A 13,185-nucleotide genomic window follows, 5' to 3' on the forward strand; every position below is an offset into this window, starting at 1 on the left:
CTATTATTCGTTCTCCCTTATCTTCTTTGCCTTTTCCACAGCTTCGTCTATCGTTCCGACCATATAGAATGCCTGTTCGGGAAGGTCATCCATTTCACCTTTGATAATAGCGTCAAAGCCGGCCACACTGTCTTCCATTTTAACATAACGACCGTCAATTCCCGTAAATACTTCGGCTACGAAGAACGGCTGGGAAAGAAACTTCTGTATTTTCCGAGCCCTTTTGACAGCTACCTTGTCCTCATCAGATAGTTCGTCCATTCCGAGTATGGCGATAATGTCCTGAAGATCTTTATACTTTTGCAGAATTTCCTGAACATCCATCGCAACACGATAGTGGTTCTCTCCCAATATATTCGGATCCAAAAGTTTTGAAGTAGAATCAAGAGGATTAACAGCAGGGTAGATCGCAAGCTCGAATATAGCTCTATCTAACACGGTAGTAGCATCAAGATGCGCAAATGTAGTAGCCGGCGCCGGATCGGTTATATCATCAGCCGGAACATAAATCGCCTGCACGGAGGTGATGGAACCTTTATTTGTCGATGTAATCCGTTCCTGAAGATTGCCCATTTCCGTTGCCAGCGTGGGTTGATAACCTACGGCGGACGGCATTCTTCCGAGCAATGCGGAAACTTCCGAACCCGACTGCACAAAACGGAAGATGTTGTCAATAAAAAGAAGAACATCCTTTCCTTCTTCGTCCCTAAAATACTCGGCAACTGTTAGAGCGGATAGACCAACTCGCATTCTTGCTCCCGGAGGCTCGTTCATCTGTCCGAATACCAAAGCGGTCTTATCAATTACGCCGGATTCGTTCATCTCTAACCAAAGGTCATTACCTTCTCGGGTTCGCTCTCCCACTCCCGCAAACACTGAGTATCCGCCATGCTCGGTAGCGATATTTCGAATTAGTTCCTGAATCAGAACAGTTTTACCGACTCCCGCACCACCAAAAAGGCCTGTTTTACCGCCCTTCATATACGGCTCAAGGAGATCTACTACTTTTATACCTGTTTCAAACGGTTCAGGCGATGTTGAAAGGTCGCTGAAATCCGGCGCCTTACGATGTATAGGAAGCCTGATCTTCGAATTGATAGGGCCCAGTTCGTCAATAGGATTCCCCAGAAGGTCTGTCATCCTGCCAAGCACCTCCGGACCTACGGGAACTGTAATCGGTCCACCCGTGTCCTCCACTTCATCACCGCGAACAAGTCCCTCGGTGGAATCCATTGCTACCGTACGAACTACCGATTCGCCAATGTGCTGCTCAATTTCTAAAACCAGATCCCCTCCATCTCTTGCTATCTTTAACGCCTGAAATATCGGAGGGATTTCGCCGTCACTGAAATCTACATCCACAACGGGACCCATTACCTGAAGTACTTTACCTTTGTTCATTCCTGTTCCTTGAATTATCTACAGCTAAATTATTAATTATTTAACGCCTCCGCTCCGCCTATAATATCGAGGAGGTCGCTTGTTATCGAAGATTGTCTTGCTTTATTATATGATAACTGAAGATCATCTATCATTTCATTTGCCGCATCTGTGGCATTTTCCATTGCCGTCATTCTTGCCCCCTGTTCCGAAGCGTTAGATTCGAGTAGAATTCTCCACATCTGAACTACCAGAAATTTCGGGACGATAGCATTAACCACCGCTTCAACAGACGGTTCGAACAACATATCACCGCTTTTGACACTGCTATCTTCCTCCACAGCGGTCTCATCAGCTGCTCCGGGCATAAAATCTTCTCTTGCATCACCCGGTTTCAAGGGCAAAAATCGCTCGGCTATCAATTCCTGTCTTACAGCTGATTTAAATTCATGATAGACCACATCCACCCTGTCAATATCAGCGGAAAGATATTGCGACGTAATTGTCTCAGTGATTTCCACTGCGTGATCGAAATTTAATTTTTTGGAAAAATCCACGTAGGATTCCACCAGATCATAATCCCGGATTTTGAAGAAATCGCGCGCTTTTTTCCCGATGGCAATTACATATGTAGAATCTTTCCCATAGCTGTTTATAATCTCTTCCGATTTATTCAGTACGTTCGTATTGAATGAGCCGCAAAGCCCTCTATCCGATGTGACTACTACAACACAATATTTTTTCTGTTCGCGTGTCGCCAGCAAAGGGTTGAGCGTCACATCTACTTGCGGAATCAGATCATTTAGCAAATCTCTAATCCGGAACGCATAAGGTCTGGCTTCAATTATCTTTTCCTGAGCACGACGTAATTTTACAGTGGCTACCATCTTCATAGCGCGGGTAACCTGCTCGATGCCTTTAACAGAAGACATCCGTGTCTTTATTTCTTTTAGTGTTGCCACTATCCCTCTTTAACTTTGAAAGTCTCTACAAAGCTCACGACGGCTTTTGCCATTTTCCCTTCCAGCTCATCGGAAATGATTTTTTCCGTATCGATTTCCTTAAGGATATCACTGTGCTCTTGTTCCATATATGCGTCAAAATCTAATGAAAATTGGACAATCTTTTCCGTTGGTATTTCGTCCAAATAACCCTTAGTTCCGGCGAAGATCAGAGCTATCTGATTTCCGAAATTCATCGGCTTGAACTGTTTCTGTTTCAGAATTTCCACAAGTCTCTCACCACGCGTTAACTGAGCTAACGTTGCCTTGTCAAGATCAGAGCCGAACTTAGCGAAGCCTTCAATCTCCCTGTACTGAGCAAGGTCTATCTTCAGCGAGCCGGCCACCTGTTTCATAGCCTTGATTTGAGCGTTTGAGCCTACACGGGAGACGGAAATGCCTACATTAATAGCAGGTCTGATTCCGGAATAAAAAAGATCGTTTTCTAAAAATATCTGACCGTCGGTAATTGATATAACATTTGTAGGGATATACGCCGATACATCGCTCAGCTGCGTCTCGATTATTGGGAGCGCTGTAAGTGAACCGCCGCCGAGTTTATCGCTCAATTTCGAGGCTCGCTCCAACAACCGCGAATGCAAATAGAACACATCGCCCGGATATGCCTCCCGTCCCGGAGGTCTTCTAAGCAGAAGCGAAATTTGCCTGTAAGCCCAGGCATGCTTTGAAAGATCATCGTAAACTATGAGAGCATGCTCTCCTTTATCTCTGAAAAATTCACCGATTGCCGCTCCCGCATATGGAGCGATGAATTGCATCGGAGCAGGGTCTGAAGCGTTAGCCGCCACGACAACCGTATATTCCATCGCGCCGTGATCTTCCAATGTCTGAATCACGGAAACTACTGTAGAGGCTTTCTGTCCAATCGCCACATAGATACATTTTACATCGCCGCCCTTTTGGTTGATAATGGTATCCACGGCGATTGCAGTCTTTCCTGTTTGCCTGTCGCCGATTATCAGTTCCCTTTGTCCACGTCCGATAGGAATCATCGAATCTATCGATTTTATGCCTGTGGCTAAAGGCTCCGATACGGGCGCACGGGCTATAACGCCGGGCGCTTTGTTTTCGATGGGCATTCTCTTTTTGGGATCGAGTTTGCCCTTACCGTCAATCGCAATGCCTATGGGATTAACGACTCTTCCAAGCATCTCATCACCAACTCCGATATCTACTAATCTTCCTGTGCGTTTCGCGGTGTCGCCTTCTTTAATCTCTCTGTCATCCCCAAAAAGGATTATGCCAACGTTATCCGTTTCTAAGTTGAGCGCCATTCCGAAAATTCCTCCGGAAAACTCGATAAGCTCGGATGCCATAGCATTTTCGAGCCCAACAACACGAGCAATTCCGTCACCAACCATAATTACTTCGCCGACTTCTTGAACGTCGACCGATACCTTGAAACCCTCAATCTGCTTTTTTAATAGAGAGGCTATTTCGTCGGTTTTTATTGCCATTCTAACTCCTAATTATCAGCTAACTCAAAAGTTCCCTGCGCATACGCGTCAAGTAACCTCGAACAGAACCGTCTATGACACTGTTGTCAATCCGCAATATCATTCCGCCGATAAGATTCGGGTCGATTATTGAATTGATTACCACATCTTTGCCGAGTAAACCGTCTAATTTTTTCTTTATCATCTTACTGGTATCTTCAGAAAGCTCTTCAGGTGTGAAGGCTGAGACGAGAATTTTGTTCATTGAATCCATCGCCATCTTGTTAAACCGGTCTGAAATATCGGGAATCAAGTCCTGTCTTTTGTTGTTAATTATCGTTTTCATAAATTTGGACAAAAGATCGGTAAAATCATCACCGAACACTATGCCCAATGTTTCTACTTTTTTGTCAGTCTCGAATCTAAACGAATAGAGGAAGGCTCTAAGCTCCGGCAGCTCTTTTAGAGCTTGTTTCAGATCTTTTAGTCCTTCAGCAGTTTCAGAAACTTCGTTCTTTTCAATCGCGAGTTCGAGGAGTGAAGAAGAATATCTTCGCGCGGCCGCTAAGTCCTTCAATCCTTCGCCGCCATGCTCTTCATCGTTTCCTCAATAAGCCTCATATGATCTTCTGACCTAATATTACTCTTAATCACTTTTTCCGCAGCAGCAAGCGATATATCCACCACTACTTTCTTGATTTCATTCAGAGCGCCGGTCTTCTCCGCTTCAATTTCTTTTTTCGCTTTGTCTATCAGAGCGGCAGCCCGTTTGTTAGCTTCCTCAAGAATCTCGGCTTTTGCTTTTTCGGCGGAATCTTTGCCTGCGGAAATCACTTTACGAACTTCTTCTCTCGCTTCCGCAAGCTTCGCATTATATTCTTCAAAAGATTCTTCCGATTTCTTCTGAATCTCTTCGGCGTTTTTTATTGATTCGTTTATCATCCGCTCCCTATTATCCAAATTATCTATAAGAGGTTTCCATAGATATTTTTTCAGGATAACGAGAAGCAATAGAAATGTAATTGTTGACCAGAATACAAGTCCCACACTTACATCTAATAGTGTAAATTCCATATTTTTTCTTCGCCTATGCTCCTGTAAGAACTATCAACAGAATGGTTACGATTATCGAGAAGAATGCTACACCTTCAATAAGCGCTGCGGCAACAATCATTGCGCCTCTGATATCACCGGCTGCTTCAGGCTGCCTTCCGATACTTTCCATTGCCGCTGCACCGATACTCCCGATTCCATAAGCAGTTCCGATTGTGATCATTCCTGCGCCAATACCCGCAGCCAACCACGCTAATGCTTGTGAATCCATCTTAATTTCTCCTTAATTATTATCTATTTTTAATTATTTAATGTTCCGGATTTAAACTCATTCCCACAAATATTGCGGAAAGATATGTAAACACATACGTCTGTATCAGAACTATTAAAATTTCAAGTATACTTATACCAATGTTCGTAACTATTGTGAAGGGAACTAATATCCAACTGTGAAGGATATAGATAAGACCGAACAATGTTAAAATTACTATGTGACCCGCTATCATATTAGCAAACAGCCTGATGCATAAAGCAAATGATTTTGTGAAAAGCCCCAATACTTCCGCCAATACTATTATCGGTAAAATAAAAGTAGGCACATTGGGTGGAACGAATGATTTTAGAAATCCGCCAATTCCATTTTTATGTATACTACCGATTATTATCGTCAGAAACGTCATAGTTGCCAGCATAAGCGTAACACTGATACTGCCTGTTGGATTAGCAAAATATGGAATCATTCCGATTGAATTATTTATCAACACGAAGACGAAGAAAGTAGCGAATAGCGGCATAAACCCTCTCCAATCGTCATGCAGATTCGGCTTGACGATATCGTCACGAACGAACATAAATAATGCTTCCACAGCATTAGCGAGCCGACCCGTAGGAGCAAGAGAAAGATTTTTCCTGACCGAAAAGGCGACCCCGAGTAAAATTGACGAGGCTATCCACATAAATATCGTGAGTTTTGTAATTGACAGATCAAAACCGTACAGATCAAGAGGTATCCAAACCTGATCGCTTACTTCGTGAAAGATGTCCCCCACTACATGAATAGGTTCTATCTCATCTAAGCTACGAACCTTTTTTGACCCCTCTGATAACAACATTTACTCTTTTTTCAAACTCCCGGTTTCTACTTTCATCATATACAGAACCTCAAAGATAAATAAGAGAAAGTAAATAGCAACCAGAATTAGCAAAAAATCTTTAGAATTTAAATTAGTCAGGAATCTTATTGTGAAATATGAGGTCGCTACCACCAATATTTTACTTCCCAAACTGTATGAAACGCTTTTTAATACGCGGTTTTGATCGCCTCTTGCTCCCCATTCTCTGATAAGATAACTGACTTCCATCAATCCCACCGCTGTAGCGAGGGATAATATAAAAAGGAATCCGTTCACTTCCTTCAGCATCGAAAGGATAAGATATATCGAAGTTCCGGCGACAGCTGCCACACCGAAGCCTAACAGATGAAAGTTATTTTTCATCTACACAATTATTTCAGGAAAAATAATCAGGTTCATTTTTCGTAGTAAAGCTTTTTCATAAAGTAAATAAATGAAATGATACCGAAAACCACACCTATGATTAAAAACAGCGGCAGGGTAGAAAATTTTGTGTCAAGCCAATAGCCGCCGAGGACGTAAAATGCGAATGAGACTGCAATCTGCATTCCGAATGCATAATATTTTGTATTTGATTGAGGGGTTCTTTTTTTTGTTTCATCATTTAGTGACATATCTGTCAACTTAAATTAAACTTGCTCTCGTTTTCTTTTTCAGCTCCGGATTTTTCGGACGATTCATTTTTTGAATCATCCTTGAGCATAATACATCTGCCTTCAAATGTTGCACCCTCTTCGATTTTCAACTTCGATGTCCTCAGGTCTCCCAATAATCTTGACTGAGGCCCTAATATTGTATTCTCTTTTGTATTGAGGTCTCCTTCAATTACGCCGCCGATTATCGCCGACCTTGCTTTCACATCTCCCCTAATAATACCGGTAGTTCCAACTCTGATTGTGCTATCTGTGGTTACGTTTCCTGTAACAACACCGTTAACGAGTAAACTGTTGTTAGCGACAATATCGCCATTTATCGTCGAACCTACGCCAACAAGCGTCTCGATTCTATCAACATTTTTTTTACTGAATCCTTTCATAAAACCTCTATTGTCTTATTTGACCGAAATATCCTTTTCGCGGTATAAAGGAATCAATTCTCGAGGGTCAATTGGAACTCCTTTATTCCAAATCTCAAAGTGCAAATGCGGTCCCCTGCTCATCCCCGTATTCCCCGCGAGAGCTATTGTATCACCCCTATGAACTCTTTCGTGTTCCCTGACTATGTTGCGCGCGTTATGGCTGTAAACCGTAAAATAATCATCACCGTGATAGATAATTACGCTATTACCAGAACGGTAAGTCCAATTAGAAAATATTACAATCCCTTCCGCCGCCGCCACAACCGCCTCTCCAACTCGTGTGGCAATGTCTATTCCCACATGCTGGTCTTCCCGGAATATTGTTGACCGGGCAAATCCTGCCGTAACCACTCCTTCAAGAGGAGGCGTGGTAGGCACATTTTCAATGAAATTAATATTACTAAACCTTGGAATATCTTTTGGATCTATATTGTTCAGCGGAATCAACATCAGTGAATCAAAGTTTACAGTATTGGTATCGGTTTCCACTTCTATAAAGCCGAATGGAGATTTGAGATTCAGACCGAGACCAAGGTATTTCCTGATGGCTATATCCCTTTTTTTTATGCGCGCATAATCGTCAATCAGACCAAGTACCTTAAAATGCTCACGCATTAGCTTCTTATTCTCAGCTTCGATTTGATTAAATCGTAATGCTTTCGGAAGAATAATAGCTAATGAAACAGCTATTGAAAAAATCAAAAGTACAGAAAACACTATTACCGACCGTACTAATTTTCGGTTTAATCGATATGTTCTGGGATTATCCGTATCGTCAGGAATTAGAATAACTGTGTAATATTTACCTTTTTTCATAGATACCAACCGATTGTACTAATCAATCCGCCAATTTACCGAAAAGCTCTATCAGCCGGTCGAGGTCTTCGTCAGAATAATATTCCACAAGCAGTTCTCCGCCTGATCCTTTTTCACGTATTTTTACTTTTGTACCGAGTTTCATCATCAGGTCATTTTCTATTGCTTTGAGCTGAGGCGATTTAAGCGGCTTCTGTTTATTTGACGATGATGTTTGCGCAGCACCATCACCGCGTTTAACCATCTCCTCAACCTGCCGAACACTCAACCCGTTTTTCATTAATTTTCTGAACAGATTTTTAATTTTGTTCACATCTTTAAACGCTAACAAAGCTCTTGCGTGACCCTGCGAAACTTCTCCTTTTCGCAGAGCATCTTTTATTTCAGGAGGAAGAGTTAGCAGTCGAAGGAAGTTTGCCACCGTGGATCGGTTTTTACCGACCCTGTCCGCCACTTCGCCGTGTGTCAATCCATGAGTTTCAATCAGATCATCATACGCCTGCGCAATGTCAATCGGATTCAGATCTTCTCTCTGTATATTTTCAATGAGCGCAAGTTGCAGCATACGTTCATCATCAACGGACATTACATATGCGGGGATAGATCTCATATTTATCAGCTTTACAGCCCTAAGTCTTCTCTCTCCCGCTATCAGTTCATACTTGCCGTTCTTCTGTCGAACGGTGATCGGCTGAACAATCCCGTTCTCATTTATAGAGGCAGCCAGTTCCTCAAGGGCTACAGAATTAAAGTCCTGTCTCGGTTGCTGCGGGTTAACTGATATATCGTCCACCAGGATTTCTGCCACGTCTGCGGAAGAAGGTTCAGTTACTTCCGGTATTAGCGCTCCAAGTCCTTTCCCGAGTGATTTAGCTGGCATCTTTTAACATCTCCTGAACAAGATTCATATAATTACTTGCTCCGGTTGACACCGCATCATACAATATTATAGGCTTACCGAAACTCGGCGCTTCTCCAAGTTTAACGTTCCTGTTGATGACTGTCTTAAATACCTTTTCTTTAAAATATTCTCTTATTTCATCGGCAACCTGCCTGCTGAGATTTAGCCGTCCGTCAAACATAGTAATTAGGAAGCCCTCGATCTCAAGCTTCCGATTTAAACTTTTCTGCACAAGCCTAATCGTGTTTAAAAGTTGGCTTAACCCTTCAAGAGCATAATACTCGCATTGCACAGGGACCAGCACACTGTCAGCTGCCGTTAAACTGTTTAGCGTTAATAAGCCCAAAGAGGGAGGACAGTCTATAAAAATATACTCGTATTTTCCGTTGATTGATTTCAAAGCTGTTTTGAGGATTGTCTCTCGCGCCAACGCCGGAACCAGTTCAATCTCCGCTCCGACTAATTTCGTTGCCGCAGGAAGTATATCAAGAAGAGGAAGAGCAGATTTATGAATCGCTTCGTTGGTATCCGTATCATTAATCAAAACATCGTAAATAGATTTGTCTTTCGGGGTAAGCTCAACCCCTAATCCGCTCGTTGCATTTGACTGCGGATCCATATCGATTATAAGAGTAGGTACTTCGATGACCGCCATACAGGCCGCGAGATTCACCGCCGTGGTTGTCTTTCCCACACCGCCTTTTTGATTGGCTATAACAATAGTTTTCGTCAATATTCAGTTACTATAATAAGTTTATTATTCAACTTTCTAATGTAGTTGCGTATCGGACGAAATGCAAGAACGCTTTGAATGAGAAACGGCAATTTCAGTGGCTCAGACTCCTTACTGAAACATATTATTTGACTTTAATTCCAAATAACAATAGAAGGTTCATCCGGGGAAATCCCACATGCTGTCGGGGCAAGCCCCAACCAGCACGTTTTCATAACTCAATAAGCTTTTCCCCGTGTGCGGGTTAGGGCCGCCGCTTACAGCGGGATTCACTTGCTCTGACCGCACGCCAATATGTTACTTGGCTTAGTCCATAGTATTCGCACTGCTCAAGGTCTTCAACTCCCGAACCACCTCGAATTTTGGCTCCACCAAAATCCACACCTCCTTTTAAAGAAGGGGATCTGAATCTCCTCCCTTGAGGGAGGTGTCACGAATCCCGCCATCGGCGGGGGAAGTGACGGAGGGTGTGATACCGATATTCACAAATGCGTTTTAATCTTTCAATATCTGTTTAAAATGAACCACTTCCACTCACTCATATTATAAGTTGCTTCCGGTAAACCTTCACTTTAGATTAAATTAGAATGAGTTCCGACAATCTCAAGATCGCCATCCGTATGACTAACAATCAGCCGATGTTCGACAGAGTAACGGAAAATATCCGCGCGGAATTGCAAACGCCTGAAAAGGTCGAATTCATCTTCTGCTCTTCAGACGAGGAATTCGCATCAGCCGGTTCTGACGTTGAAGTAGCAGTTTGTTTCAGAATGAAAGAAGCTGTTTTTTCAACACTTTCGGGTCTGAAATGGATACATTTCGCGGTAACGGGAATTGACCACGCTATGTACGAGAGCATCGTCAGCAGCGATGTTTTAATAACCAAAGCCATTGGTTTTCATTCGAAAGTAACGGCTGAATATGCAGTCGCAATGATGCTATACTTTGAACGGAATCTTGAATTATCTCTGAAATTTAAATCTTCTCGAAAGTGGAACCAGAAGGAGATCGTCAAGCAAACCGGCACTCTTTCGGGAAAGACGCTCGGAATTCTTGGTCAGGGCGCTATCGGTCGCGAATTGGCAAAGATGGCGAAAGCATTTGGAATGAAGGTAATTGTGACTACCAGAACTTCCGACTCTAAGTCCCAATTTGATAATGTGGATATTTCCTATCCTCTAAATGAATTGGAAGATTTGATGTCAAAATCGGACTACTTTGCTATTTGTGCGCCCCTAACCAAACAAACCCGTGGATTAATTGATGCAAAAAAATTATCCCGAATGAAAAAGAGCGCTATCCTGATTAATATTGCCAGAGGGGCGATAGTTGACGAATCGGCTCTTTATGAATCACTTGTTAAAAAGGAAATAGCCGGCGCCGGAATTGACGTTTATGATACCGAGCCCCTTCCCGAAGAAAGCCCGCTGTTTGATTTGGATAATGTTTTTATGTCGCCGCACGTTGCCGGAAATTTTTCCGAATACACTCCACTTGCGGCTACGGATTTCGGAAGAAATCTTGATAGATATATGAATGGAAAGGAATTGAACTGTGTGGTTGATAAATCTCTCCGGTATTAATTTATAACCTTTTAGACTTTTGAGCGCTTTATAAAAATATATGTTAGAATAATTGAAATTTTCATTTGACATAACCTGCTCTTTGAGCTAAATTCATTTTTTTGCTGAAACATTAGAAAATACGAGGATTTTTTGGGAACGCGACAAACACCGAAGTTAATTTTAATAGGGATTGTTATAACTTTAGCAGTCTATAATCTCATCCCTACTATTGAGCATTACTTTTTAAATACTACAGAATCAAGCGACGGCGAGCTTGTTGAGAAAAACGTATTGAAGTTGGGGCTTGATCTTCAGGGCGGAATGCATGTTGTTATGGAAGTGGACATTCCAAAACTTGTGGAAAATCTTGCCGGTAACAGAACAGTCCTTTACGATGTTTTGGAATCCGCTAAAGTCCGGGCGAAAAACGATGGGATTGAATATCTTGACGCTCTCCTCTTAGAGGTAAATGAAAGGGACATTAAACTTGCCAGACATTTTATTGACAGAGGCATTGAAAACTCGGTAATTATTTCTTCGCTAAAAGACGAAGCCGATGACGCGGTGACCCGCGCACTTGAGGTTATCAGGAATAGAGTTGATCAGTTCGGAGTATCCGAGCCGACAATTCAGAAGCAAGGCAATAATCGAATAATTGTTGAGCTTGCCGGTGTTAGAGACACCGAGAGGGCAAGAAATCTAATACGCCAAACGGCGCTTCTTGAATTCAGCCTTCTTAAAGAACCTGATGTCGTACAAACCGTCATAGCCCGCATCGACAACGTTTTGAAAAGCAGGAGAACCGGTATACCTTTGGATAGTCTTATTTCCTCTAACAAAACAGCTGACGAGTACGAGAATGCCGATACCATCGCCGTTGCTCCTCAGGAAAGTCAAGACAAAGCTATCAGCGTCTCGGAAATATTCGGCGAATCGATTGGTGACGCAAATTTCGGAACTTCCGATAATTCAGTAATAGTTGACGAACAGATATTTGAAGATCGACCTTTTTCGGCTCTTCTGAGAAATATTCAGGGCGATATTGGCGTACCGGCGGAAAACCTTAAAGCAGTAAAAAGAATTTTAGATTTAGATGAAGTTAAAGCCGCTCTACCTGCTGATATGAAATTCGTTTGGGCTAACAAAACAAAAGATTACGGCGGGACAGGTCTTCCCTCTCAAACATTCCATGTTTTATACGCAATCAACAGAGAACCCGGCTTGACAGGCGAAGTTGTTACTTCTGCCTCAGCCAATTTCGGCGGTGGAGCAAGTTCCATTTCCGGTCAGCCCGTAGTTTATCTTAGCATGAACAGCGATGGAGCGCGAATTTGGTCACGTCTTACCGGAGCAAACGTAAATAAAAGAGTTGCCATTGTTCTGGATAATAAGGTTCACTCAGCTCCGGTTATCAGAGATAAAATTTCATCAGGCAATACTGTCATAGAAGGGATGTCTTCCATAAATGAGGCAAAAGATCTTTCTATAATTTTAAGAGCCGGCGCTCTTCCCGCCCCAATGGAAATAATTGAGGAACGCACTATAGGACCATCGCTGGGAAGAGATTCAATCGAACTTGGAACAAGAGCGGCGCTCACAGGCTTTATACTCGTTGTAATCTTTATGGCATTTTATTATAAGGGGTCAGGGCTAATTGCAATCTTCGCTCTTGTACTGAATCTTACGTTTGTGCTGGCAATTATGGCAACGCTTCGGGCAACTTTGACACTACCCGGAATCGCAGGGTTGATATTGACAGTGGGAATGTCTGTGGACGCAAACGTGTTAATATTCGAACGAATCAAAGAAGAATTAAGAAAAGGTAAAACTGTTCGTTCAGCCATTGACGCAGGCTTTTCTAAGGCGTTAACAACAATTATTGACGCAAATGTCACGACAATTTTAGCGGCTTTAGTCCTATTCCAGTTCGGGACAGGACCAATAAAAGGATTCGCAGTTACTCTGTTTTGGGGAATTCTTGCCAGTATGTTGACGGCGATTTTCATAACCAGAACTATATTCACATTCATAACAGATCGTTTTACGGTCACAAAATTAAGTATATAAT

At 42.5% G+C, this 13,185-nt stretch carries 15 protein-coding genes; 2 read left to right on the forward strand and 13 right to left on the reverse strand.

Translation table 11 applies throughout. The features are described from left to right. Positions 1-3: 3 nt before the first annotated feature. From atpD to IIB39_04980, 13 genes are read right to left on the reverse strand one after another with little or no spacing between them, the layout of a single operon-like run. On the reverse strand, positions 4-1,401 hold the full coding sequence (gene atpD / locus IIB39_04920) for a F0F1 ATP synthase subunit beta (GenBank protein MCH8928041.1): 1,398 nt from the start codon (positions 1,399-1,401) through the stop codon (positions 4-6). 32 nt (positions 1,402-1,433) lie between these two features. Further along, positions 1,434-2,342 carry an ATP synthase F1 subunit gamma gene (atpG, locus tag IIB39_04925; protein MCH8928042.1) on the reverse strand — a complete coding sequence of 303 codons (909 nt, stop codon included), beginning with the start codon at positions 2,340-2,342 and terminating at the stop codon, positions 1,434-1,436. Further along, complete coding sequence (locus IIB39_04930; protein ID MCH8928043.1) at positions 2,342-3,859, reverse strand: F0F1 ATP synthase subunit alpha; 1,518 nt, start codon at positions 3,857-3,859, stop codon at positions 2,342-2,344. Before IIB39_04930 ends, atpG begins: the two co-directional genes overlap by 1 nt. Positions 3,860-3,878: 19 nt before the next feature. After that, a complete protein-coding gene (atpH, locus tag IIB39_04935; GenBank protein MCH8928044.1) occupies positions 3,879-4,415 on the reverse strand; it encodes an ATP synthase F1 subunit delta in 537 nt (178 codons plus the stop codon). After that, positions 4,412-4,912, reverse strand: a complete 501-nt coding sequence (gene atpF / locus IIB39_04940; protein ID MCH8928045.1) for a F0F1 ATP synthase subunit B — start codon at positions 4,910-4,912, stop codon at positions 4,412-4,414. Before atpF ends, atpH begins: the two co-directional genes overlap by 4 nt. 13 nt (positions 4,913-4,925) lie before the next feature. After that, complete coding sequence (atpE, locus tag IIB39_04945) at positions 4,926-5,162, reverse strand: ATP synthase F0 subunit C (GenBank protein MCH8928046.1); 237 nt, start codon at positions 5,160-5,162, stop codon at positions 4,926-4,928. 37 nt (positions 5,163-5,199) lie between these two features. Continuing rightward, positions 5,200-6,003 carry a F0F1 ATP synthase subunit A gene (atpB, locus tag IIB39_04950; protein MCH8928047.1) on the reverse strand — a complete coding sequence of 268 codons (804 nt, stop codon included), beginning with the start codon at positions 6,001-6,003 and terminating at the stop codon, positions 5,200-5,202. Next, positions 6,004-6,387, reverse strand: a complete 384-nt coding sequence (locus IIB39_04955; GenBank protein MCH8928048.1) for a hypothetical protein — start codon at positions 6,385-6,387, stop codon at positions 6,004-6,006. 32 nt (positions 6,388-6,419) lie between these two features. Then, positions 6,420-6,638, reverse strand: coding sequence for an AtpZ/AtpI family protein (locus IIB39_04960; protein ID MCH8928049.1), 219 nt, complete (start codon positions 6,636-6,638; stop codon positions 6,420-6,422). A 5-nt stretch (positions 6,639-6,643) separates the two neighbouring features. After that, a complete protein-coding gene (locus IIB39_04965) occupies positions 6,644-7,060 on the reverse strand; it encodes a polymer-forming cytoskeletal protein (protein ID MCH8928050.1) in 417 nt (138 codons plus the stop codon). 15 nt (positions 7,061-7,075) lie between these two features. Further along, positions 7,076-7,918, reverse strand: coding sequence for a M23 family metallopeptidase (locus IIB39_04970; GenBank protein ID MCH8928051.1), 843 nt, complete (start codon positions 7,916-7,918; stop codon positions 7,076-7,078). Positions 7,919-7,940: 22 nt separating this feature from the next. Further along, entirely contained in the window at positions 7,941-8,798 is an 858-nt protein-coding gene (locus IIB39_04975) for a ParB/RepB/Spo0J family partition protein (GenBank protein ID MCH8928052.1), read from the reverse strand. Beyond that, entirely contained in the window at positions 8,788-9,552 is a 765-nt protein-coding gene (locus IIB39_04980; protein ID MCH8928053.1) for a ParA family protein, read from the reverse strand. Before IIB39_04980 ends, IIB39_04975 begins: the two co-directional genes overlap by 11 nt. Positions 9,553-10,139: 587 nt before the next feature. Here IIB39_04980 and IIB39_04985 point away from each other — a divergent pair. Together IIB39_04985 and secD are read left to right on the forward strand one after the other, a co-directional pair. Further along, positions 10,140-11,135, forward strand: a complete 996-nt coding sequence (locus IIB39_04985) for a D-2-hydroxyacid dehydrogenase (GenBank protein ID MCH8928054.1) — start codon at positions 10,140-10,142, stop codon at positions 11,133-11,135. Between the two features lie 132 nt (positions 11,136-11,267). Then, the gene (gene secD / locus IIB39_04990) at positions 11,268-13,184 is read left to right on the forward strand and encodes a protein translocase subunit SecD (GenBank protein MCH8928055.1); all 1,917 of its coding nucleotides are present in this window, start codon (positions 11,268-11,270) and stop codon (positions 13,182-13,184) included. Position 13,185: the final 1 nt, after the last annotated feature.

It is taken from the genome of Candidatus Neomarinimicrobiota bacterium (assembly GCA_022573815.1).
Taxonomy (GTDB): Bacteria; Fidelibacterota; SORT01; order SORT01; family SORT01; genus JACZTG01.